The sequence below is a fragment of the Desulfatiglans anilini DSM 4660 genome, from assembly GCF_000422285.1.
GTDB classification, from domain to species: Bacteria; Desulfobacterota; DSM-4660; order Desulfatiglandales; family Desulfatiglandaceae; genus Desulfatiglans; species Desulfatiglans anilini.
In genome coordinates this window covers 1-23,138 of the sequence record NZ_AULM01000017.1, presented here as the reverse complement: position 1 = coordinate 23,138, position 23,138 = coordinate 1, and the positions used below count along the sequence as shown (strand labels likewise).

21 protein-coding genes and 1 tRNA gene are annotated in these 23,138 nt (G+C 61.1%); 14 read left to right on the top strand and 8 right to left on the bottom strand.

Going from position 1 to position 23,138, the window contains the following annotated elements; translation table 11 throughout:
* Window positions 1-114 precede the first annotated feature (114 nt).
* A complete protein-coding gene (locus H567_RS0112615; RefSeq protein WP_084517250.1) occupies window positions 115-2,604 on the top strand; it encodes a vitamin B12-dependent ribonucleotide reductase in 2,490 nt (829 codons plus the stop codon).
* 15 nt (window positions 2,605-2,619) lie between these two features.
* A complete protein-coding gene (locus H567_RS0112610) occupies window positions 2,620-3,891 on the top strand; it encodes a M48 family metallopeptidase (RefSeq protein WP_028321673.1) in 1,272 nt (423 codons plus the stop codon).
* Here the strand turns inward: H567_RS0112610 and H567_RS0112605 are convergent.
* On the bottom strand, window positions 3,878-4,426 hold the full coding sequence (locus tag H567_RS0112605; RefSeq protein WP_028321672.1) for a hypothetical protein: 549 nt from the start codon (window positions 4,424-4,426) through the stop codon (window positions 3,878-3,880). The two genes, H567_RS0112610 and H567_RS0112605, sit on opposite strands and share 14 nt — an antisense overlap.
* Before the next feature lie 181 nt (window positions 4,427-4,607).
* The gene (locus H567_RS0112600) at window positions 4,608-5,396 is read right to left on the bottom strand and encodes a putative molybdenum carrier protein (protein WP_028321671.1); all 789 of its coding nucleotides are present in this window, start codon (window positions 5,394-5,396) and stop codon (window positions 4,608-4,610) included.
* 247 nt (window positions 5,397-5,643) lie between these two features.
* Between H567_RS0112600 and H567_RS0112595 the strand changes: the two genes are divergently transcribed.
* The 6 genes from H567_RS0112595 to H567_RS24740 all read left to right on the top strand — a co-directional run bounded on the left by H567_RS0112595 (window position 5,644) and on the right by H567_RS24740 (window position 11,393).
* The gene (locus H567_RS0112595; protein WP_028321670.1) at window positions 5,644-5,937 is read left to right on the top strand and encodes a hypothetical protein; all 294 of its coding nucleotides are present in this window, start codon (window positions 5,644-5,646) and stop codon (window positions 5,935-5,937) included.
* A 358-nt stretch (window positions 5,938-6,295) separates the two neighbouring features.
* A complete protein-coding gene (locus H567_RS0112590) occupies window positions 6,296-8,410 on the top strand; it encodes a PAS domain-containing hybrid sensor histidine kinase/response regulator (RefSeq protein ID WP_161626621.1) in 2,115 nt (704 codons plus the stop codon).
* Between the two features lie 24 nt (window positions 8,411-8,434).
* Entirely contained in the window at window positions 8,435-8,836 is a 402-nt protein-coding gene (locus tag H567_RS27235) for a QcrA and Rieske domain-containing protein (protein ID WP_051184799.1), read from the top strand.
* Window positions 8,837-8,968: 132 nt separating this feature from the next.
* The gene (locus tag H567_RS0112580) at window positions 8,969-9,868 is read left to right on the top strand and encodes a cytochrome b N-terminal domain-containing protein (RefSeq protein WP_028321668.1); all 900 of its coding nucleotides are present in this window, start codon (window positions 8,969-8,971) and stop codon (window positions 9,866-9,868) included.
* A gap of 112 nt (window positions 9,869-9,980) precedes the next feature.
* Window positions 9,981-10,790, top strand: coding sequence for an esterase/lipase family protein (locus tag H567_RS0112575; RefSeq protein WP_028321667.1), 810 nt, complete (start codon window positions 9,981-9,983; stop codon window positions 10,788-10,790).
* Window positions 10,791-10,832: 42 nt separating this feature from the next.
* Window positions 10,833-11,393, top strand: coding sequence for an O-acetyl-ADP-ribose deacetylase (locus tag H567_RS24740; RefSeq protein ID WP_051184798.1), 561 nt, complete (start codon window positions 10,833-10,835; stop codon window positions 11,391-11,393).
* Here H567_RS24740 and H567_RS24735 read toward each other — a convergent pair.
* From H567_RS24735 to selB, 5 genes are read right to left on the bottom strand one after another with little or no spacing between them, the layout of a single operon-like run.
* Window positions 11,330-11,620, bottom strand: a complete 291-nt coding sequence (locus H567_RS24735; RefSeq protein ID WP_051184797.1) for a hypothetical protein — start codon at window positions 11,618-11,620, stop codon at window positions 11,330-11,332. The two genes, H567_RS24740 and H567_RS24735, sit on opposite strands and share 64 nt — an antisense overlap.
* A complete protein-coding gene (locus H567_RS0112560) occupies window positions 11,621-12,262 on the bottom strand; it encodes a lactate utilization protein (RefSeq protein ID WP_244155471.1) in 642 nt (213 codons plus the stop codon).
* On the bottom strand, window positions 12,246-13,376 hold the full coding sequence (locus H567_RS24730; protein WP_051184796.1) for an XdhC family aldehyde oxidoreductase maturation factor: 1,131 nt from the start codon (window positions 13,374-13,376) through the stop codon (window positions 12,246-12,248). Before H567_RS24730 ends, H567_RS0112560 begins: the two co-directional genes overlap by 17 nt.
* Complete coding sequence (gene yqeC, locus H567_RS24725; protein ID WP_051184795.1) at window positions 13,351-14,178, bottom strand: selenium cofactor biosynthesis protein YqeC; 828 nt, start codon at window positions 14,176-14,178, stop codon at window positions 13,351-13,353. The genes H567_RS24730 and yqeC overlap by 26 nt, the downstream gene beginning before the upstream one ends.
* Entirely contained in the window at window positions 14,175-16,079 is a 1,905-nt protein-coding gene (gene selB, locus H567_RS0112545; protein WP_028321665.1) for a selenocysteine-specific translation elongation factor, read from the bottom strand. Before selB ends, yqeC begins: the two co-directional genes overlap by 4 nt.
* Window positions 16,080-16,242: 163 nt before the next feature.
* Between selB and H567_RS0112540 the strand changes: the two genes are divergently transcribed.
* The 6 genes from H567_RS0112540 to H567_RS0112515 all read left to right on the top strand — a co-directional run bounded on the left by H567_RS0112540 (window position 16,243) and on the right by H567_RS0112515 (window position 22,825).
* Window positions 16,243-16,318: transfer RNA gene (locus tag H567_RS0112540), tRNA-Asn, on the top strand.
* Window positions 16,319-16,416: 98 nt separating this feature from the next.
* Window positions 16,417-16,743 (top strand): gamma-glutamylcyclotransferase family protein, encoded by a 327-nt coding sequence (locus tag H567_RS30105; RefSeq protein ID WP_153306180.1) that lies wholly within the window; start codon window positions 16,417-16,419, stop codon window positions 16,741-16,743.
* A gap of 70 nt (window positions 16,744-16,813) precedes the next feature.
* Window positions 16,814-17,020 (top strand): helix-turn-helix domain-containing protein, encoded by a 207-nt coding sequence (locus H567_RS0112530; RefSeq protein WP_028321663.1) that lies wholly within the window; start codon window positions 16,814-16,816, stop codon window positions 17,018-17,020.
* Window positions 17,020-17,496 carry a BREX-3 system P-loop-containing protein BrxF gene (brxF, locus tag H567_RS0112525; RefSeq protein WP_028321662.1) on the top strand — a complete coding sequence of 159 codons (477 nt, stop codon included), beginning with the start codon at window positions 17,020-17,022 and terminating at the stop codon, window positions 17,494-17,496. Before H567_RS0112530 ends, brxF begins: the two co-directional genes overlap by 1 nt.
* A 34-nt stretch (window positions 17,497-17,530) precedes the next feature.
* Window positions 17,531-21,259 (top strand): DUF6079 family protein, encoded by a 3,729-nt coding sequence (locus H567_RS0112520; protein ID WP_028321661.1) that lies wholly within the window; start codon window positions 17,531-17,533, stop codon window positions 21,257-21,259.
* A gap of 9 nt (window positions 21,260-21,268) precedes the next feature.
* Window positions 21,269-22,825 carry an RNA/DNA-binding domain-containing protein gene (locus H567_RS0112515; protein ID WP_028321660.1) on the top strand — a complete coding sequence of 519 codons (1,557 nt, stop codon included), beginning with the start codon at window positions 21,269-21,271 and terminating at the stop codon, window positions 22,823-22,825.
* A gap of 8 nt (window positions 22,826-22,833) precedes the next feature.
* Here H567_RS0112515 and H567_RS0112510 read toward each other — a convergent pair.
* A partial coding sequence (locus H567_RS0112510; RefSeq protein ID WP_028321659.1) for a transposase occupies window positions 22,834-23,138 on the bottom strand: 305 nt, incomplete at its 5' end.

The window sequence follows — 23,138 nt, the reverse complement described above, 5'->3', positions numbered from 1 at the left end:
CAGATCATCTATCAGGATTTGAGGCGGAGGAAGGCCTTTGGCTGAGCCTCTTGTTTCTTCCAGGTATTTTATCTGAGCATTCCAACAAAGACCATCAGGAAGGGGGCACAACCAATGGGGGAGAAGGGAAAATTCCTGGTAACAGAGGACGGCAGCCTGGATTTGGCCGCCTACAGACTGGATGATCATCGTTTCTCGGATCTGCTCGTCAAGGCGAATCCCATCGACGCGACCCGCGCCCTGGCCGTCAGCCGCTTTTTGCGTGAGGAACTGATCAAGATGGAGATCCAGACCATCACCATCCCCATGGTCGAGAAGATGATCGAAGCCAAATTGATCGAATTCGGCCTCGCCAAACCCTCCCCCGTCCACATCGACAAATCCCTTTTCGTAAAGGATTCCATCAGCCTCTCCCAAAACGCCCGCACCGTGCTCGAAAGGCGCTACCTGAGAAAGGACGAAGAGGGCAAACTCCTCGAAACCCCCGAGGAGATGTTCCGGAGGGTGGCCCACCACATCGCGCTTGCCGAAGAACGATACGGCGACGGCGCCAAGGTGGCCGAGATGGAGGAAATCTTTTACGACATGATGACGGAGTTCAAATTTCTTCCCAACTCCCCCACACTCATGAATGCCGGGAGAAGACTCGGGCAGCTTGCTGCCTGCTTCGTGCTGCCGATCGAAGACAGCATGGAGGGCATCTTCGACGCCCTCAAGAACGCCGCCATGATCCACAAATCCGGCGGCGGCACGGGCTTTTCGTTTTCGCGGCTGCGGCCCAAGAACAGCCGGGTAGGGACCACGGGCGGTGTCGCCTCCGGACCTGTCTCTTTTATGAAGATCTTCAACACCGCCACGGAACAGGTCAAGCAGGGGGGCACCAGGCGCGGAGCCAATATGGCCATCCTGCGCGTCGACCACCCCGACATCCTGGAATTCATCACCAGCAAGAAAGAAAACAAGGACTTGAACAACTTCAACATATCCGTCGCCGTCACGGATGTCTTCATGGAGGCCCTTCGCGAAGGCGAGCGTTACGATCTCATCGACCCGAGGGAGCAAAGGCCGGTAGGAAGCCTCGACGCTCAGGAGGTCTATCATGCCCTCGTCAAACAGGCATGGGAAAACGGGGACCCCGGCATCATCTTCCTCGACCGGATCAACCGGGACAACCCGACGCCTTCGCTGGGCGAAATAGAGAGCACAAACCCCTGCGGAGAGCAGCCGCTTCTGCCGATGGAGGCCTGCAATCTCGGCTCCATCAACCTCGCAAAATTCGTCATCGAAAAGGGCGGAAAGCCGGCGATCGACTACGAGGGTCTGAGCGTCCTGATCCGCGACAGCGTGCGCTTTCTCGACAACACCATCGACATGTCCAAGTACCCGCTGCCCGAAATCGACCGCATGGTCAAAGGCAACCGCAAGATCGGCCTGGGTGTGATGGGCTTTGCCGACATGCTTTTCATGCTCGGCATCCCCTATAACAGCGAAGAAGCCATCGAGACAGCCGAGCGGCTCATGGACTTCTTTCAGAAAAAGTCCCGCGAGGCCTCCCACGCGCTCGCCGTAGAGCGCGGCGTGTTCGAAAATTTCGACAAGAGCATCTACCACGGCAAGAAGGGGGCGACCTATCGCAACGCCACCACCACGACCATTGCGCCCACCGGGACGCTCAGCATCATCGCAGGGTGTTCGAGCGGCATCGAGCCCCTTTTCGCCCTGAGTTTCATTCGGCGGGTCATGGACAACGACGAACTGCTGGAGGTCAATCCCTGCTTCGAAGGCGCCGCCCGGCAGCACGGCTTCTACAGCCGGGAACTGATGGACACGATCGCCCGGAAGGGGTCCATCCAGGGAATTAAGGAGATCCCCGAAGACGTGCGGCGGGTCTTTGTCACCGCTCATGACATCACGCCCGAGTGGCATGTCCGCATGCAGGCCGCCTTTCAGAAGCACACCGACAATGCTGTGTCCAAGACCGTCAATCTGCCGCGGGACGCCACCGTGGAAGATGTCCGGAATGTGTACGATCTGGCCTACGAACTGGGCTGCAAAGGGGTCACGATCTATCGCGACGGCAGCAAGGAGCACCAGGTCCTTTCGGTGGCGCACGAGGAAAAGCGCACCGAAGGCTTCATGACGGCCGTCAAGGAGCGGCCGGAAACCCTCGAGGGTTTCACCACCAAGATGGTGACCGGCCTCGGGACCCTGTATGTCACGGTGACGGATTACGAAGGACAGCCTTTCGAGGTCTTCGCAACCATCGGAAAATCGGGGCGGTCGACCACGGCCAAGACCGAAGCCATCGGGCGTCTCGTATCCCTGGCCCTCCGCTCAGGGGTCAAGGTCGACAAAATCGTCGAGCAACTGAAAGGGATCGGCGGGGAGCACCCGGTCTTCCAAAAAGACGGGCTGGTGCTTTCCATCCCCGATGCGATCAGCCGCGTGCTGGAAAAACGATACCTCCAAGGCAAAAACGCCAGGAAGAACGGGGGATATGCAAACAGCCTCATGGGCGAGACCTGCCCGGAGTGCGGTCAGGTGATCAGTTTCGAGGAAGGCTGCATGACCTGCCACTTCTGTGGATTCACGAAATGCGGCTGAGGCCCGGCCGCTGTCATGAACCCCTATCTCGTCTTTGTACTCGTCGTCCTGATCGGGTCCTGCTGTCTCGACCTGCTGGTCGAGCGGCTCAACCTCAAAAGCCTCGAGGCGCGTCTTCCTGGGGAATTCGCCGGTTACTACGATGAGGACGGATACCGGCGGTCGCAGGCCTACCTGAGGGCCAACGCCCGGCTCGGGATGGTTTCGGAGCCCGTTTTGACGGCGTTGATCATCGGGTTCATCCTCTTCGGCGGATTCAATCAGGTGGATGCGCTCGCACGGTCGTTCGGGGTCGGTCCGATCTGGACCGGGTTGATTTTTGCGGGATTGCTGCTTCTGGCGCGCGAACTGGTGGACATTCCGCTCTCCGCCTACCAGACCTTCGTCATCGAGGAAACGTTCGGCTTCAACCGGACGACCGCGCGAATCTTTTTTCAGGACATCTTGAAAGGCTGGGCCCTGGCCGTTCTCATCGGCGGTCCGCTCTTCGCTGCGGTCCTTTGGTTCTTCGACCATGCAGGGCCCTGGGCCTGGATCTGGTGCTGGGGGGTCGTCACCGCTTTTCAGTTGCTCCTGCTCTTTGTCGCACCGGTCCTCATCCTGCCCGTCTTCAACCGCTTCGAGCCCCTTCCTGAAGGCCCTTTGCGCAACGCCATCTTCGATTACGCCAAATCTCAACAGTTCAAACTCAAAGGCGTGTTCACCATGGACGCCTCACGGCGCTCCACCAAATCGAATGCGTTTTTTATCGGCTTCGGGCGTTATAAACGCGTCGTCCTCTTCGACACGCTGATTTCACAGCTCAACGAGGAGGAGATCGTAGCCATTCTGGCGCATGAAATCGGGCATCACCAACACCACCACACCCTGAAAACCCTGCTGTTGTCCATCTTCACCACGGGTCTGATGCTGGCCCTCCTCCTCCTGTTCATCGGGAATCAGCGGCTTTTCGAGGCGTTCCGCATGGAGCAGACCTCCACCTATGCGGCGTTCTTCTTCTTCGGCCTTCTTTACACCCCCCTCAGCATGCTGCTCGGGATCGTCGGGAACATCCTTTCCCGCCGATTCGAGTTCGCCGCGGACGCCTTCGCCGTGAAGACCTCCACCAGACCTTTCGCCCTCATCGAGGCCCTGAAGAAATTGACGGTGGAAAACCTTTCAAACCTGACCCCCCACCCCCTCAAGGTGTTCCTCGACTACAGCCACCCGCCGGTTCTCGACCGCGTCCGGGCGATCCGCGAGACGGTCCATCCTCCGATCGGCACACCCGGGGTCAGTCTTCCCTGAACTGAAAGACCCGGCCCTCTTCGAAAAGCTCCGGCGCGCTTTGCCTGAAAAGGCCCGCGGCGGCCTGTTTGAAGGTCTCCAGCGTGTATTCCGCCGCCATCTGTTTGGCAATCGTAGCGTGAAACATCTCGACGGCCTCCGGGTCGAGCCCCAGCAATTTGCCCGCCCGGTAGATCTTCCCCTCCACCAGGAACATGTAGAGGGCATTCATGATCCCTCCGGCAGAGGTGTCCAGATAGGAATCGAGCCACTCGGGCCGGGCGAGCCTCGCGTTGAAAAGCGCATCGATCTTTCCCAGGGGTTCCGGGAATTCGAAAACCCACAACGCCAAGGGGATCGGATCCAGCCTTTCGAGGTAGCTGTATCTCCCGAAACCTTCTTTATAAGCGGCCAACTCATCATCCTTCAGCCTGAATTTCTGGGTCAGCATCACCAGTCCGATATCCCACAGACCCATCACGGTCCCTTCGTTTACAGGTACGGGATAGGGAAAAGCCTTGCCCTCTTCAATGGCGCGGATCCGTTCTTCAGTCATATCCAGTGTGTCCCTCCAACGGTTAATTTGTTTCCATCCGGAAACTGGGTTGTACCGGGAAATCATTTCCGGATGGAGACTAGTTTTTTTCCATCAGGAAAGGGGCTTTTTTGCCCGCCGCGAAGCGGTGGGAATGAGCGCGCAATGCTTGTGAAGAAAAACCCTCATCTCCGGATGGACGCTATTTTATGACTCTCAGCCGATGGGTTTCTTTAAGATGACCCCACAAACGGCGAATAATCAACGCCGAGGCGTCTTCCTCGAGCAGGACGTCGCGCCCGGCCATGCGGCGGCACGCTTCGAGCAATGCCAGATTCCCGGAACGAAGGCCGAACCGCTCACGGATATACTCCCCCAGCGTATCATCGAGCCCGCTGAGCCCGCTCTCCGGCATGTGAGCGATCTCGATCCTGTCCTTCAGGGAAAGATCCGCCGCAAGCCGTTTCACCGCCTCCTCCACCGAGGCGGGGCCGTCTGCCCGGGGCCCCGCTCCAGCGCTCTCGACCAGGTCGAGATACAGGGCGGCCTTCAGAACCTTGCGCGCCAGGTCGTAGATCTCGGGATCCTTGCTCGCCCTTGACCCTGCGACATTCAACGTTCGGATGCCGTGCCGCCTTATAAAGGTTTGAATCGCCTGAGCGGCCTGAAAGGCGTTCTGCCTGGCCAGGTCGACATGCAAAACCGGGCGCTCGTGGCGAAGCGCCAGGTCCAAGGTCAACCTGGACCCGCCCTCGAGATCCCCCCGGGACAGGATCAGCGTCCCGTCCGAATCCCTTACGTTCTGCTCGGTTCGATCGGCGTAGCAGTCGGTAGGCATCTCACGAACCTGATAGTGCATCGGGATGACACCGTCCTCGGCCTTGCGCCCCTTCGGAACCCACCCGCCATGAGGAATGTCCCACTCGATGGCGACATCCAGCGCGGCGCGGTCGACACCCGTCTGACCACCTGATACGATCTTCAAGAGCATGAGAACGCTCCACGGTTCGATGATACACTTCCCTTCACAATCGCCTCCACGATCTTCACAGCCCTCCCCACCTTACATCAACCCATTCGTTTCACCGGCGGTCTCGACGTTCGGAAGTCCAGACCATCCCCTCGGGAGGGCATCATACTATCCCGGTTGCCATCCGGAAATGGTATTTTTTTACTTTTCCCAATGTCAATCTGCACGCTTGCCCGTACGGCGACCTGCAGGTAGATGCCATCCGCAAATGTTCTTTCTGTCCAATCCCGGCGTCAATCTGCACGGTTGCTGGCGCAGCGAGATGCAGGCCGCTTCTGCGCAAACGCTTGATTTCCTTGATATTGACCAAGCCGGGACCCGCCGCGAAGCGGTGGAACTGATTCATCCTATACTTCTGCAGTCCAGAAAGGAAGGTTTCAGAGCCGGAGTCGATCCTGTGTCGGGAGCGGCGGTTCCACCGCTTCGAGGCCGGGGGCTGACCGTGTCGGACATCCGCAATCTGCATCACTTCTTTGCTGACAGAAAGGCGAATTTGTTCTAGATTAGGACAAACGGTTTAGTTTGACCAAACACAATCCGGTTTCATTTTGCATACCCCGCGTCCTGCACATCGAAACGTGCAGTCTTTGGAATAGCGCGTTTTCATTAGGCAAAAAGGATAGAGATACGCGGTCTTCGGGGGAATCGAGCGCAGCAACGGAGCGCATTCATCGACTCCTCGGCCCGTATTGGCAGTGTGTTGAAGAAACCCTGTTCCCAGGCTTCTCGAAAATGTCCGGATGCAGGGCCGGCGGAGCTCCGAAGACAAGCAAGGACCAACCTGCAGCCTCTTTTGCAGCGGATGATGAGTAAAACACAGCCGATGGGCCTTGTTCTACGAACTGTCAATGGATTCCTTCATGGACGCGACACGCTTTCTGAAACCCATCCTCGATAAGATCCATGACGCTGAACTTCGATCAGAGCTCGAGGCCGGCATCGTCCGCCACATCTGTGAACTGCAGCGCAGCAACCAGGAGATGCAATCGAAGATCGCGGAGCAACAGCAGAGCCTGGCCGCCCTCGAGGCCAACGAACAGAAATTCCGCAACATCTTCGAAGGCGTCTCCGATCTCCTCTTCTTTCACGATCTGGACGGTCGCATCTCCGATGTAAACCCGGCCTGGAAGAGGGTCTGCGGATACGATCGACACCAATTGTGCGGCATGAACATCCAGACCTTCATGCCCCAGGATGTCGCCCCCAAATTTCCCGAATACCTTGCAACCGTCAAGCAGAAAGGGGCTGCGGCCGGGCTTTTTCGGCTCAAGGACAAAGCCGGCCTCGAGCATATCCTCGAATACAAGACGTCTCTTGCGCGCGATGCCGCCGGAATCCCGATCGGAATGAAGGGCTCCGGAAGGGACATCACCGATGAACTCGCGGCCAAGGCCGCCCTGAAGGAAAGCGAGCGGCGGCTTTCTGCGTTGCTGAACGCGATCACCGAAACCGCAGTCCTCTTCGATTGCAACGGAATCGTCCTCGCCGCCAATGACGTCGCCTGCAGGCGGGTCGGCAAGTCCCTGCAGGAGTTGCAAGGCAAGCGTATCTTCGATTTCTTTCCACCGGAGGTGGCCGCCCGCCGTTCGAGCACCGCGAAAAAGGTCATTGAAACGGGATTGCCGGTCAGAGAAGAGGATCAACGCGGCGGCCGGATCTTCGACAATCACTGGTTCCCCATCCCGGGTGCCGATGGGTCGGTCAAACAAATCGCCGTTTTCGCGACGGACATCACCGACGCGCGGCACGCGGAGAATGAGCGCATCCACGGCGAAAAGCTGGAGTCGCTCAGGATGATGGCGGCCGGCATCGCGCATGATTTCAACAACCTGCTCACCGGTGTCCTTGGATTTCTCGAACTGGCCTCGATGCGTGGAGGCGGCGGGTCCAATCTTGCGGAGCACCTCGACAGGGCAAAGGCGAACTGCCTGCGCGCCGTTCAATTGACTCAACGCTTTCTCAACCTTTCGAAAGACGCCGCGCCCCGTAAGCAGCAGGGGGCATTGGAGCCCATCATACGGGACTACAGCTCGCTGGTGCTCGCCGGGGCTCAGGTGCTCTGCCGGATCGATGTGGATCAGAATCTCTGGCCGGTCGCCTTCGACGAGGTGCAGATCGCCGATGTGTTGACCGCCGTCCTGACCAATGCCAAAGAAGCGATGCCCGGCGGAGGCACCATCGAGATCGCCGTCCGGAATACGCCGCTCGATCCGAAAAGGGCCCCGGCCTCCCATTACGGCCCCCGCGCTCCATACGTGGCGATCCAGATTCGGGACGAGGGGGTCGGGATTCCGGCGGAGCATCTCCCAAAACTCTTCGATCTCTATTTTTCGACCAAATCCCGTGGGACCCAGAAGGGAATGGGGCTTGGCCTGGCCACATCCTACGCCTTCATCCGCAATCACGGCGGCTTCATCGACGTCCAGTCCGTCGTCGATCTCGGAACGACCGTTGCGATCTATCTGCCTGCGGCCGTCGAAACACCTCAGGAAGCGGCGCCGCACATCCCATCGCCCCGTGTGGCGGAAGAGGCCCTGCCTCGCGGACCGGCGGCAATATCCGGCCAAGGTAGAATCCTCGTCATGGACGATGAAGAAATGATCCTGGATGTGCTGGAACAGATGCTTACGCTGGCCGGCTATCAACCGGTGACCGCCGGAAACGGAGAGGAGGCGCTCCGGCTCTTTCAACAGGCGAAGACCGACGGCGAACCCTTCGATGCCGTCTTGCTGGATCTGACCGTCCGGGGCGGGATGGGGGGGAAGGAGACCATGGAAGCGCTCTTGAAGATCGATCCCGGGATCAAGGCCATCGTCTCGAGCGGATATGTGGAAGACCCCGTCGTGAAGCACTATCGGGATTTCGGATTCTCCGCCGCCGCAGCGAAGCCCTATGACCTCAAGAACCTGGAGCGGACCCTCGCGGATATCCTGGCCCGGCCCTCCAATCAGGGGGCGAACCCCGCCAACCCCTGAGCCGATCGAGGAAGAGGAGGCAGGTTGGACAGACGAAATTTTCTCAAAAAAGCAGCTGCATTCTGCACCCGCATCGGCCTGGCGCTCGCGGTCGGCTATCCAGCGTTCGCCTTCGTCCTCCATTCAGGCCGCCGCACGGTTCAGGTGATCTTCTCCCATCAGGAGCGCCGGGGCCGGGTGTCCTTCAAAGACAACGTCTTCCTGCTGCAGGAGGAACAGAGCGTCAGAGCGGTTTCAGCCCGCTGCACCCACCTCGGATGCACCGTGCAGCACGACCCGGTCTCGAACCGCTTCGTCTGCCCCTGCCACGGGAGCGCCTTCGACGCCGAAGGGCGCCGGATCAAGGGGCCCGCCGAGAAGGACCTCGAGACCCTGCCGGTCGCCCTCTCCAAGGGGGGAGACCTCACGGTTTCCTATGTCCTCTAAAGCGATGCCGCCCGGAATCCGCCTCAGCGATCGGCTCGACCGGCTTCCGAGCGGAAAAACGACCATCGCGTCTCTCTGCCTAGCCACCACACAGGGACGAAAAAGGGCGTCCATCCCCCCGGCGACGTCCGGATGCAGGCCTCGTTGTGCAGACGCCTGCTCCTCGACGATGAGGCCCCCTTGGAACTGAAGCGCGCGCTGCTGTCACTCTCCCCCGTTCTTCCCCGCCTCGGGCTGGCATCCCTCGCCCTCTGCCTGGCCTCGGGGGCCGTCCTTTCGATCCAGTACCGCCCCATGGGAGACGTCTTCAGGACCGTCGAGGCGATCACCTCAGGGATGCCCTACGGGGCCTTCCTGCGCCAGATGCACCAGGGCTCCGGGCAGATCTTCGTCATCCTGATGCTGCTCCACACGGCGGATTATTTCCTCCGCAGGCGCTATGCGGCCTATCCCTTCCGGACATGGTGCCGTCTGGTCGCCTCTCTCCTGCTCTGCTTCCTGACCCTTTTTACCGGATTCATCCTCAAAGGCGATCTGGAGGGAATCTTCGCGGGACGGATCATGGCGAGTTGCCTGAACGAAGTACCGCTCCTGGGGCCGTCCCTCTCCCGCTTGATAATGGCGGAAGGGGAGGCCTTTTTCTACCTCCCCTTTCTGTACCATTCCTTCTTCCTTCCGATTCTCGTGTGCATCCTGATCCGCGACCACGTGAGGGACTGGTTTCCCGACCGGGTCTATCTCGGTGCAGCCCTGCTGGGACTGGCGGCCTACGCCCTGTGGATCCCGCCGGACCCCGCCGTCCCGCCGGACGCAGCCGTCGAGCGCATCCACGGCCCGTGGTTCTTCTACGGCATCCAGTATCTTCTGAGGCACCTCCCCGCCTTCTGGGCCGGGGTCTTCGTCCCCGCCCTCTGGATCGCAACCCTCCTGTTCCTGCCCCTCCTCCGGCCGCCCTGGTCGCGTCTCGTGCGGACCGCCGTCATGGCGGCGGTTCCCGTGTACATCGTCCTGAGCCTTCTGAATCTCGCCTGAACTTTGACACGCCCCCCCGGTTTCGCGCTATAATCCGTTTCCATCCGGAAACGGTCTTCTAAACCCATTCCGGCGTCCAAAAGAACAACCCTTTTCGGGGATCCACGGCCCTATGAAAACCACCTGTCCCATCGTGCTCGCCCACGGGATCTGCCCCTTCGACCGCCTTCTGAACCCCTTCGTCCGGTCGAACGGACCCCGTGAGGAGCGGTTCCAGTATTTCCACCACATCCCCGGCGCACTCCGGGCGCACGGCTACGAGGTCTTCTACGCGCGCGTGGCCTGGGCCGCCTCGTGCGACCGGCGCGCGCACGATCTCTTCGAGCAGATCCGGCTCTTCACCCGGGATTTCAAACGCCGCCCGCGGATTCACCTCATCGCCCACAGCATGGGCGGGCTGGACGCCCGCAACATGATTCACCGCTACCGGCTCGAAGACCGCGTCGCATCCCTGACGACCATCGGAACCCCTCATCTGGGCACCTCCCTCGCGGACTGGGGGACGCGGCGCCTCGGCTGGGTCCTTTCCGCCGGCCACGCCTTCGGGCTCGACCTCAGCGGGTTCCACGACCTCACCCGCGCAGCGTGCGCCCGCATGAACCGCCGTCTGGCCGCCTTCGAGGAGCAGTGCGGCGTCCGCTATCAAACGGTCGCCGGCGCCCGCCCCTATGAACTGATCCGGCCGATCTTCAAACCGTCTTTTCGTCTGATCCAACGGGAGGAGGGGGAAAACGACGGCCTGGTGGCGCTCCGGTCCGCCGTCTGGGACCCGCGCTACCTCATCCGCCGGATCGATGCCGACCACCTGAACATGATCGGGTGGTGGGGCCGGCGTGACGCCTTTCGCGGGCAGAACCGGAACACCTTCAGGGAAACAATGAACCGGCTGTATCTGGACATCGCCGACGGCCTCGGCGATTGAGGAACCGGACCGGACAACCTTCAGCGCAGGAGGTCCAAACGCATGGAGAAGAAGATACGCATCGTGGAAGGGGACATCACCGGGCAGACGGTCGACGCGATCGTCAATGCCGCCAACACCTCCCTCCTCGGCGGGGGCGGCGTGGACGGCGCCATCCATCGGGCGGCAGGTCCGGAGCTGCTTCAGGAATGCAGGCAGCTCGGCGGGTGCCCCACCGGGGAAGCCAAGGCCACCAGGGGCTATCGGCTCCCGGCCAAATGGGTCATCCACACGGTCGGCCCGATCTGGAGGGGAGGCACCCGGAACGAGGACACCCTGCTGGCCTCCTGCTACCGCAACAGCTTCAAGGTGGCCCGGGAGCTGGGCGCCCGCTCGATCGCCTTTCCGTCCATCAGCACCGGGGCGTACGGGTTTCCGCTCGAGCGCGCCACCCGCATCGCGCTCCGCGAGGCCAGGGAAGCCCTCGCCGCTGACGGCCGGATCGAAGAGGTGGTGTTCGTCTGCTTCGGGAGGGAGGCCCTCGAGACCTATCAGGCAGTCTACCGCGAGGTCTTCGGGGAGGAATCGGCTGGGGGCTCCTCCTCCTCGTCCCGCAGAAAATAGCGGTGGTACTCGGGCTCGTTCAGGTATTTCTTCATGATCTGCATGACGAGGTCCGCGAGGGCGTGGATGTCCTCCTGAGAGATGCGGCGGCGGATGAGCGCCATCAGATCGTCCTGGGCGAAGCGCTGCAGGAAATAGGTCAGGGTCGAGGCGTCCACGTCCCGGTCGAAGCCGAAGCCCAGGAGCCCGTCGTAGCTTTCCGAAAATCGATGGCGGTTTTTTTCCATTTAGAACCCCATGGATCGGCCGATCAGGATGATGGTCATATCGGTCAGGAGCGGGCGCCGCTCGAGGATCGTCGTAATCCGGCAGATCCGCTGAGGCGCGCTGCAGTCCGAGCAGATGCCGGTCTCCGCACAGGGCGTTTTCATGCCGAGGCTTCGGGCGCGCATGGGGGCGGCCACCTCCTTCACGCGCCGGAGGGCGGAGGGCAGATCGGGCGTCAGCTTGTTGACGCCGGCCGCCACGATGACCTTGCGCGGCCCGAACGACATGGCGGCGGTGCGGTTGCCGATCCCGTCCACGTTCACGACCTCCCCGGTCAGGGAAACGGCGTTGGCGCTGCAGAGGAAACAGTCCGAACGCCCCTGCTGCAGGCGGATCTCCAGATCGGCCTCCTTCGTAAGCCCCGCCTGCCAGTGGTCATAGACCGCCTTCCCCTTTTCCCGCAGCGCCTCGACGACCCCCAGGGCCCGGACCGTGTCGGAGCCCCCGAAGCCGAAGCTGTCATAGGGTTCGACCATCGCGAGGATCAGCTCCCGCGCCTCGGCCGCGGTCTGGACGAACACGGCGTCGAAGTCGTGTTTTTTCAGGCTGGCGACCGCCTTTTCGGCCCAGCGCTCCATCAACCAGTCAAGATGTTCTTCCACCCTTCACCCCTCTTTCGACGGCGATCCCGCCGCCCGTCTTCGACGGCCCCCCCGCGCGGGCCACGATCAGTTCGGCCACGATGCTGACCGCGATCTCGGCCGGGGTCTCGGCCCCGATGTCCAACCCGATCGGCGCGTGCACGCGCGCCAGGTCCTCTTCGGTGAAGCCCTCTTCCAGGAGCTTCCGATAGATGATGTCGCGCTTCCGCCGGCTGCCGATCATCCCGATGTACCGGGCGTTGGTCCGGAGGGCCTGCTCCAGGACGGTCTTGTCGTGCATGTGCCCGCGCGTGACGATCACCAGGTAGGCGGCCTCGTCGATGGGCAGCTTCTGCATCACGCCCGGGAACGCCATCGCCAGGGTCTCCTGGGCATCCGGGAAGAGCCGCGGGTTGGCGAACTCCTCCCGATCGTCGATGACCACCACCGGAAAATCCACCCGTGCGGCGAACGGCACGATCTGCTGCGAGACGTGCCCCCCGCCGAAGACATAGAGGACGGTGCGGCCTACGACCGGCTCCACGAAAAGGTCCAACAGCGCCCCCGAATCATCGGCCGCCGTGAGAAGCACCGGCTGCGGCTTCGCGAGGATCGCCCCCAGCCGGGGCTCCAGCGCCGCCCCGAGGGCGCGGTCTTCGGCCCCGTAGCCTGTCCGGGTCCCGTCACCCGCCATGAAAAACTTGGGGGCCCGGTCCGCCGCCCATCTTTCCGGGTTGAGGACCGTTACCAGCAGCCCGCCGCTCCCGCCCCGCTGGAGCGCCTTGACGACCCGGCCGGCAAGCGCCGCATGGGCATCGTCGCGCGGGAAAACCGGCTCCAGGAAAACCGCCACCTCGCCCCCGCAGAGCATGTCCGTCTCCGCGACGTCCACCCCCGTCAGGTCGAACTCGAGGGTTGCGGGCCGCCCGGCCGCGAGGACCTTCGGCGCCTCGGCCATCGCCTGCCCTTCGAGTGCGCCGCCGCCGATGGTCCCGAAGATGGAGCCGTCCTCCATGACCAGGAACTTGGCGCCCAGCCCCCGCGGAGCCGGCCCGGCCTGCCGGATGATGGTGCCCATGACCGCCGGACGCCCCTCGCGGGCGAGTTCCCTAACCTTGCCGTAGATGTTGATCATCCTTCTTCCCGATAAAGACGTTGAATGTTTTCTGTTTGACGGCGCCCATGACCACCCGCTCGATCCCTCCGCCCGACCCTTCCAGGATCGCGCGGCAAAGCGCAAGCGCCTCCGCCTCCGAACCGAGGAGATCGAGCTTGTTCAGGAACACGACCCGTCTCGCCCCCGGCGGGCTGCCTTTGAACAGGCCGGCCCCGGCCAGAAACACCCGCGCGAGCCGTGGCGCCGTGATGATCTCCGACGCCTGCATGCCGGTCAGGGCGGCGAACCGTTCGGCCCGGAAGACCCATTCGTCGCTGAACGGCTTCCCGAGGGCCTCGAGCCCCATCACCGCCACGACGAGCGAGGCTCCCCCGGGGATGACCGGTTCGTGGTCCGCCGGGGCCTTGAGCGGCCGTCCGGCCGCGCCGTCCGCCTCGACGATCAGACAGTCCACCTCCGGGCGCCGGATAAGGGCGTCCGCCTCCTCGGGGGCGATCCCGTCCACCTTCCCCGAAGGAAGAAGCCCTTTGCCTAGGAAAACGGCCCCGTGCCGTTCGAGGCCCTGCACGAGGGCGGCCTCCCAGCCTTCGCCCCCCGCCGTCACCGATTCCGGAAGCAGCCGGGCCTCCTTCTGCCAGACCTTGGTGGTGGTGCTGACCACCACCCGGGCGCCCGATGCCTGCAATTCCCCGGCAAGGGCCAGCATGAGGCTGGTCTTGCCCCCGCCCCCCACGACCGCCACGAGCTCCTTTTCCCTCAGGCCCAGGGCCTCCCGAAGCCCGCCCGCCGCAGCGCCCTCCATGCCGCTCCGCCCGTTCATCTCTTTCTCAGCACCCGGCTGTCCCCGACCCTGACGGTCACCTGCGTGCGGTCGAAATATTCGATCAGCGGGATCGTGTATTTGCGGGAGGCGTCCGTCATGTCCTTGAACTGCGGGGTCGTGATCTCGCCGTGCTCCCTGAGGAATTCGATCAGGCGCGCCTCCAGGTCCTCCATGACCTTGCGGTGGAAGAAGAGGTCCTCCTTCACCTTGACGAGCAGCCCTTCCTGGACCATGACGTTGAGCACCTCCTCGGCGGTCTTGCCGGGGAACTGCTCCTTCACCTCCTTGAAGTAGGGGGGCTGCAGGCCGCCCTTCAGGTACAGCTCCTCGAGGTCCCGGCGAACCTTTTCCTGGTCCTCGGCCAGGGCCACCCGATGCTCGGCCAGCCGCACGACCTCCTTTTCTTGGACCACCCGCCCCTCGGCCGTCAGCTGCGCCATCAGGAACTGGAAGAGCCGCGGCTGCTCGGACCCGACCGTGCGGGAGCGCAGTTCCTCTTTCATGAGGCCGGTCTTCAGAGGAAAGTCCCGGTGGTAGCGCTCGAGGGTCTGCAGCAGTTCCTCCCTGGCCCGCTGGTAGAAGTCGGCATGGATGAGCAGCCCGCGCTCCCGGTCATACTGGACGACCCGTTTCTGCGCCTTGAGGGCCTTCAGGCACTCGTCGATCTTCTTCCTGCCCGTGTTGGCCAGAAACGGCAGCTCGCCCTCTTCCACGCCCTTGAAGCGCCCCAGCCGGACGAAGACCTCCGCCACCTCGCTCAGGTCCCCGGTGTGCAACTTCTTGAGCTCTGCCAGCGGGGCCTCGGAAAAGCGCTTTTTCTTCCCGGGCAGGGCATTGAGGATCTCCCCTCCGCCGATGGTCCGGACCGGCGAGTAGCTGCGCAGGACATAGTGGTCGCCTTTGAGGACCGCCGTGGGGGCGTCGAGCCGGATCTGGGCGTAGCAGCTCGACCCGGGTTCGAGCAGATCCCGGTCGAGCAGGACCACCGTCGAGATGATTTCGGAGGTGCCGGTGTGGAAGCGGGCCTTCGCTCGGTTCTTGAGCTTTCGGGAGGCGCTCGAGAGCAGGTTCAGCTCGACGTCGACCATGAAGGTCGGCCTGAGGCCGTTGCGCGTCGCGAGCACGTTGCCGCGCTCGATCGAGGCCTTCTCGACCCCCTGCAGATTCACCGCCGTGCGGAGCCCGGCCCGCACCTCCTCCACTTCCTTGTTGTGGACCTGTATCCCCCTGATCTTCGAATCGATCCCCTGGGGATAGATCGTGACCTCGTCCCCGAGCCGGATGCTCCCGGAAATGGTGGTCCCCGTCACGACCGTCCCGAACCCCTTCATGCTGAAGACCCGGTCGATCGGGAGCCGGAAAAGATGCCCCATTTCCCGCTCGGGGATCTTCAAAACCTGCTCCTCCAGCACCTTCAAAAGCCTGTCCAGCCCCTCCCCGGTCTGGGAGGACACCTCGACGATCGGCGCATCGGCCAGGAACGTCTCCGACAGATACTCCCGCACGTCCTCCCGCACGAGTTCCAGCCACTCCTCGTCCACCATGTCGATCTTGGTCAGGACGACGACCCCGTGCCGGATCTTCAAAAGCTCGCAGATCTCGAGATGCTCCCGCGTCTGGGGCATCACCCCCTCGTCCGCCGCGATGACGAGCGCCACCAGATCGATCCCCGTAGCCCCGGCGACCATGTTCTTGACGAATTTCTCATGCCCGGGGACATCTACGATCCCGATCAGCCTCCCGCCCGGCAGCTCCAGGTGGGCGAACCCGAGTTCGATGGTGATGCCACGCTCCTTCTCCTCCTTGAGACGGTCCGTGTCGATGCCCGAAAGGGCCTTGATGAGGGAGGTCTTTCCGTGGTCGATGTGGCCGGCGGTGCCGAGAACGATCTGCTTCATGAGGGTGTTTCTCACCTTGAGGGTTTAGACGTGCAAGCTACCTGATACATAGAGACTCTGCCCGCACCTGTCAAGCGGATTGCCCGCCCGCCGCCCCCGGCCCAAATTTTTTGTTGACCTCCCACACGAATCCTGCTAAAAAAATTGCTTCGAATCACGCCATTCCCCGGTAGCTCAGTTGGTAGAGCGGGTGGCTGTTAACCACTTGGTCGGCAGTTCGAGTCTGTCCCGGGGAGCCAGATAAAAATACGGTCGATTAAGCACCGATTTTATTTAAAAGGAAGCCTTGAGCAAGAACAGCTCAGGGCTTTTTCTTTGTCCACCTGTGACAGTCCGTATGTTCAATCCCGAGCCAACCCCCGACCGGCTCCCGAATAAGGGCACAGGCGCGCCCTGGGGCCACGTGTACGGAGAACTTCTCACCTTCGACGACCCCGAGGCCCGCCTTCCGGCCATTGACCGGCTGGAGGGGTTCCACCCACACGGTCCCTGCCTCTACCGCCGCGTACTGGTCACCGTTCGGACAAACGGTGCCAAGCTCCCGGCCTGGCTCTATTTGGTGAGGGATCGCTGGATTGGAACATTCAAAAGCGCTAACCAGCGGAATCCGAGGCTGATTTTCCCATCTGCGCTCCTAAGGGCATTTGACAGCAACTGTCAATAACTGTAAATTATGTGACTGCTACAATGCATCCTGGGTCGAATTTTGCTTTGAGGCCAGAGAGCTGCACTTGATGGAAGAAAAACAAGGCTATGTTCTAACCATCGAAGAGTTATCCGCCTACCTGAAGATACCGAAATCGACGCTCTACAAGCTCATTCGGGAAGGCAAGATCCCCTCCCAGAAGATCGGCCGGCACTGGCGTTTCAGGAAAGGAGCCATTGACCACTGGCTTGAGGAAACGCGAGCGAACGAGCCCGGTTCAGGAGGAGATCGCTAATGGCGGAGCCTCTCGCCGATAGAGTCATAAAGAGAATTGGCCAGGCTGCCGAGCTGTACCACCGGCTTGTCATGCTGGTGGCCCCGGCTGGTGCGGGCAAGACCGCCGCGCTCCAGAATGTTCATGAGCGTACGGCGGCTCCTCTGGTCAACGTCAACCTCGAACTTTCCCGGCGCATGCTCGACCTCACCGAGCGCCAGCGGGCATTACAGTTGCCCCGCCTCCTCGCGGAGATCGTGGGCATATCCGCAGCCGATGTGGTTCTTCTCGACAACGTCGAGGTCCTCTTCGATGTCTCGCTCAAGCAGGACCCGTTGCGGCTCCTGCAGGGGCTCTCCCGAAACAAAACGGTGGTCGTGGCCTGGAGCGGCTCCATCGACGGCGAGCACATGGTCTATGCGACGCCGGACCACCCCGAGTACAAACGGTATCCCTTACGAGATTTCCTGGTAGTGAACCCGGAGGCCGTTACATGAAGACAAGGAACGAAAGCGCAGGAGGGCAAAAGCGATGAAATACGGAGACCTGATCCAATTCGAGCCTATCGAGTCCGTGGTCCAGCTACGTGACGCCGACGAGGCCGCCGCTGCCCGACAGCTTGTCGAGACCTATGTCATCTCCGGGGAGATGGCTGAGAAACTGGTCAATCTCGTCGTTCCTCAGCTTCAGTTCGACCAGCCCATGGACAACAAGGGGCTGCTGGTCGTCGGCAACTACGGCACCGGTAAGTCGCACCTCATGTCCGTGATCTCCGCCCTGGCCGAAAACGGCGATCTCGCCACGCATCTTAACGACAAGAGCGTGGCCAGCGCCGCAGGCAAGATCAGCGGGCGCTTCAAGGTGGTCCGAACCGAGATCGGCGCGACCACCATGTCCTTGCGCGACATCCTCTTGGCCGAACTGGAGGAGCACCTGGCCGCAATGGGTGTGTCTTATTCCTTTCCGCCCGCGGACAAGGTGTCCAATAACAAGCGTTCCTTCGAAGAGATGATGACCGTCTTCCACCAGGAATTTCCCGACCACGGCCTGCTCCTGGTAGTAGACGAACTGCTCGACTATCTGCGCACCCGTAAGGATCAGGAACTTATCCTCGATCTCAACTTCCTGCGCGAGATCGGCGAGGTCTGCAAGGACCTACGATTCCGTTTCATCGCCGGCGTCCAGGAAGCCATTTTCGATAGCCCTCGATTCTCTTTCGTAGCCGACAGCATCCGTCGGGTGAAGGACCGCTTCGAGCAAATCCTCATCGCCCGCAAGGATGTCAAGTTCGTGGTGGCCGAGCGTCTGCTCAAGAAGACCGCCGACCAGCAGGTGAAAATCCGGGAGTACCTGACCCCCTTCGCCAAGTTCTATGGCCGCATGAACGAGCGCATGGACGAGTTCGTGCGCCTCTTCCCCGTGCATCCGGACTACATCGATACCTTCGAGCGGGTCACCGCGGTGGAGAAGCGCGAGGTGCTCAAGACCCTGTCCCTGGCCATGAAGAAGCTCCTCAACCAGAACGTACCCGACGACCGGCCCGGAGTCATCGCCTATGACGGCTACTGGACGACCCTGCGCGAGAATCCGTCCTTCCGCGCCGTTCCGGACATCAAGGCAGTCATCGATTGCAGCATGGTGCTCGAGTCGCGCATCCAGCAGGCCCTCACCCGCCCGGCATACAAGCCCATGGCGACCCAGCTCATCCATGCGCTGTCCGTCCACAGGCTCACGACGGGCGATATCTACGCCACCCTGGGCGCGACGGCGGAGGAACTGCGCGACGGGTTGTGCCTCTTCCAGCCGGGCATCGAGGAACTGGGCGGCGAGCCCGCCGATGACCTGCTCTCCCAGGTGGAGACCGTCCTGCGGGAAATCCACAAGACGGTGAGCGGGCAGTTCATTTCGTCCAACCCGGACAACCGCCAGTATTACCTGGACCTCAAGAAGACCGACGATTTCGACGCGCTGATCGAGAAACGGGCCGAGAGCCTCGATTCCTCGCAGCTCGACCGCTACTACTACGAGGCGCTCCGGCGGGTCATGGAGTGCACGGACCAGACCTACGTGACCGGCTACAAAATCTGGCAGCACGAACTCGAATGGCTGGAGCGCAAGGCCGCGCGCCAGGGATACCTTTTCTTCGGCGCGCCCAACGAGCGTTCCACAGCGGTGCCGCCGCGGGACTTCTACCTCTACTTCATCCAGCCCTTTGACGCGCCGCATTTCAAGGACGAGAAAAAACCCGAGGAGCTGTTCCTGCGCCTGACGAACACGGACGAGGAATTCCGCACCGCGCTTCGAAGCTACGCCGCTGCCCTGGACCTTGCATCCACCGCTTCGGGTCACGCCAAGTCCACCTACGAGTCCAAGGCATCGAACTTCCTCCGTGATCTCGTGCAGTGGCTCCAGAAGAACATGACCACGGCCTTCGAGGTCACCTACCAGGGGCGCGCCAAGTCCCTGACTGAATGGGCCAAAGGTAAGTCCATCAGAGAGCTTTCCGGCATCGGCTCCTACGAACGTATCAACTTCCGCGACCTGGTGAACACCACCGCGGGCATCTGTCTCGGGACGAAGTTCCAGGACCAGGCTCCCGAATACCCCTTCTTCTCGGTGCTCATCACCGGAGCGAACCGGGCCCAGGCCGCACAGGACACCCTGCGCGCCATCGCCGGACAGAACCGCACCAAGCAGGCCACTGCGGTACTGGATGCCCTGGAGCTTCTCGACGGTGAGCGGCTCGATCCTTACCGGTCCAAATACGCCAAACACATCCTCGGTGTCGCCAAGAAGAAGGGCCACGGACAGGTGGTCAACCGCTCCGAGCTGATCCAGGACGTTCTCGGCGTGGAATACCTCGCGCCGCAATCGCTCCGCCTCGAACCCGAATGGGCCGTGGTGGTGCTGGCCGCGCTGGTCTATGCCGGCGAGGTGGTCCTATCCATCCCGGGCAAGAAGTTCGATGCCACGGGTCTGGCACAACTGGCCGGAACCGGCATCGACGAACTGGCCCAGTTCAAGCACATCGAGCGACCCAAGGACTGGAACCTTCCTGCGCTCAAGGCGCTTTTCGAACTGCTCGGACTCACGCCGGGAATGGCGCAACTGGTCACCCAGGGCAAGGACGAGCCGGTTCAGGAGCTGCAAAAGGCCGTCACCGCGGCGGTGGAGAAACTCGTGCTCGTGCAGCAAAGCATGCAGACCGGATTGTTCTTTTGGGGCCGCAACCTGCTGGCCGAGGATGAGATCAAGAAGCTCCGCGCGAAACTGGACGAGACCAAGACCTTCCTCGAATCCCTGCAAGCCTACACCACGACCGGCAAGCTCAAGAACTTCCGCTATGACGCCTCGGAAGTGACCGCTCAGCGGAGCGGGCTCGAATCCCTTGCCGAAATCAAGTCGCTCGAGGAACTGGTGGCGGACCTCGGGTCCACGGCATCGTACCTCTCCACCGCGGAGGCGGTCCTGGCCACCGGCCACGAATGGATCGACAAGATGAAGACGGCGCGGGACGAGGTCCTCGCCCAAATCGGTGACCCGGCCAAACGGAGCGCGGCGGCATTCCGCCAGCAGACCCAGCGCAAGCTCGGCGACCTCAAGAAGGCTTATCTGCTGGCCTACCTTTCCATGCACGCCAAAGCGCGTCTCGGCGTGAACGAGGACAAGCGCAAGGCCCAGCTCATGGGCGACGAGCGGCTCAAGGACCTGCAGAAGCTCTCCACCATCGATCTGATGCCGCGCCAGCATCTTTCGGATTTCCAGAACCGGCTCGCCGGATTAAGGAGCTGCTTTGCGCTCACCGAGCAGGAACTGGAAGCATCGCCGGTCTGCCCGCACTGCAACTTCAAGCCGGGTTCGGAACCGCCTGCCACTCCCGCGGCGACGATACTGGACGCCCTGGACGGCGAGCTCGACAAGCTGGTCGAGAACTGGACCCAGACGCTGCTCGCCAACCTTGAAGATCCGACCACCAAGGGGAACCTGAGCCTCCTCAAGCCCGAGCCTCACAAGCTGGTGGACGGCTTCATAAAGAAGCGGACCCTGCCGGACGACCTGGACCAGGACTTCATCCACGCCTTGCAGGAAGTGCTCTCCGGGCTCACTAAGGTCTCGGTCAAGATCGCAGACCTGCGCGATGCCCTGCTCTCGGGCGGCTCACCGGCCACCCCAGCGGAGATGAGGAAGCGGTTTGAGGAATACCTGGACGGGCTGACCAAGGGCAAGGAGCCCGGAAAGGTCCGGATCGTGTTGGAATAGGAATCGCGAATGAACACCAGCGAACGCCAATTGATACAACTGATTCGCAAGGGCGAAAGCCTCGATCTTGAATTCAAGACCTGCCGCAACCAGCTCAATCGGGATGTTTATGAAACGGTGTGCGCCTTTTTGAACCGGCATGGCGGTACGATTTTATTGGGGGTCACGGATTCCGGAGATATACAAGGCATTGAACCGGATGCTGTTTCACAAATAAAGAAAGACTTTGTTACCACCATCAACAACCCGCAAAAAATCCACCCTCCGGCCTACATATCGGTAAATGAGGTGACGGTTGAAGGAAAACCGGTACTTCGCGTGTATGTCCCTGAAAGCTCGCAGGTCCACAGATGCAACGGGCGCATCTATGACCGCAATGAGGATGGTGATCTCGATATTACTGATCACACTCGACAGGTGGGCGATCTCTACCAGCGCAAACAGGCCACTTACTCAGAGAACAAAATCTATCCTTTTGCCAAGCTGGACGATTTGCGTTCTGATCTCATCGACAAATGCCGCCGGCTGGCCGGAGTCTGGCGGGATGATCATCCCTGGCTCGGTATGGACGACATGGGCCTGTTGAAAAGCGCCCAACTTTACCAGACCGATCCGGAAACCGGCAAAAGCGGTATCACGCTGGCAGGCATACTTTTGCTTGGAAATGACCAGCTTATTCTATCAGCAGTACCCCATCACCGAACCGATCTCATTTTGCGAAAGGTCAACCTGGATCGCTATGATGACCGGGATCTGGTCAGAACCAACCTGATTGAAAGCTACGAACGGATCATCGCCTTTGTGCAGAAGCATCTGCCCGACCCCTTTTTCCTCGAAGGCATGGAGCGCATAAGTCTTCGCGATGCCATTTTCCGTGAAGTTGCCTCCAATATCCTGATCCATCGGGAATACACCAACGCCTTTCCCGCCAAGCTGATCATCGAACGGGGGCAGGTCCGCACTGAAAACAGCAATAAACCCAACGGCTTCGGCGCTCTTGACCCGGCGAATTTCACGCCTTTCCCAAAAAACCCGGTAATCGGAGCATTCTTCCGGGAAATCCACCGTGCCGACGAACTCGGCTCGGGTATGCGGAAGATGATGCGGTATGGCAAGGCGTATGGCGGCGCTGATCCGGAGATGATCGAAGGGGACGTTTTCCGAATCATCGTCAAGGTGCCTGAATTTGGACCGGTTGGTGAAGTTACAGATGAAGTGACGGGTGATGCCACTCCGAAGCAGGTGACCAAGTCGGGACTGAGTCGGGCCCATGAGGCCCATGAGGCCCATGACGGGGCCCATGATGAGGCCCATGAGCCCATGAGCGAAATCGAACAAAGGATCCTGCACGCCTGTCTCGATGTTCCACAAAACACACCGGAACTGCTTGCTCTGCTTGGATACGAAAGCCGAACGGGGAACTTCAAGAAGGCGCTCTCACGCTTGATGGATTTATCTTGTTTGGAGATGACAATTCCGGATAAGCCCAGAAGCAAAAAACAGAAATACCGGCTGACTGAGAGGGGGCGGAAGGTAATGAGAGCAATAGAAAGAGGCCGGAAGTGACTAAGATCTTATCCGTAAATAACGCCCACTTTTCGGTAGGCGATGATAGCAGCAGCCATATGCAGCAAAGCCATATAGGTATCGCTGAGCTTCTCATAGCGAACCAGGATTTTACGGAAGCGATTGAACCATGAATGACTCACTTCAACCACCCATCTTCTGGCTTTCCATGCGGGATTGCGCTTTTTTTCCTGGCGCTCCTCCCCCCGTGTTTTCACGTGGGGAATATAACCGTGGGCAACGATGGTCTTCAATGCGGGTTTGCCATCATAGGCTTTATCGGCACACAGATTCTGCTGGATATCGGTGGGAC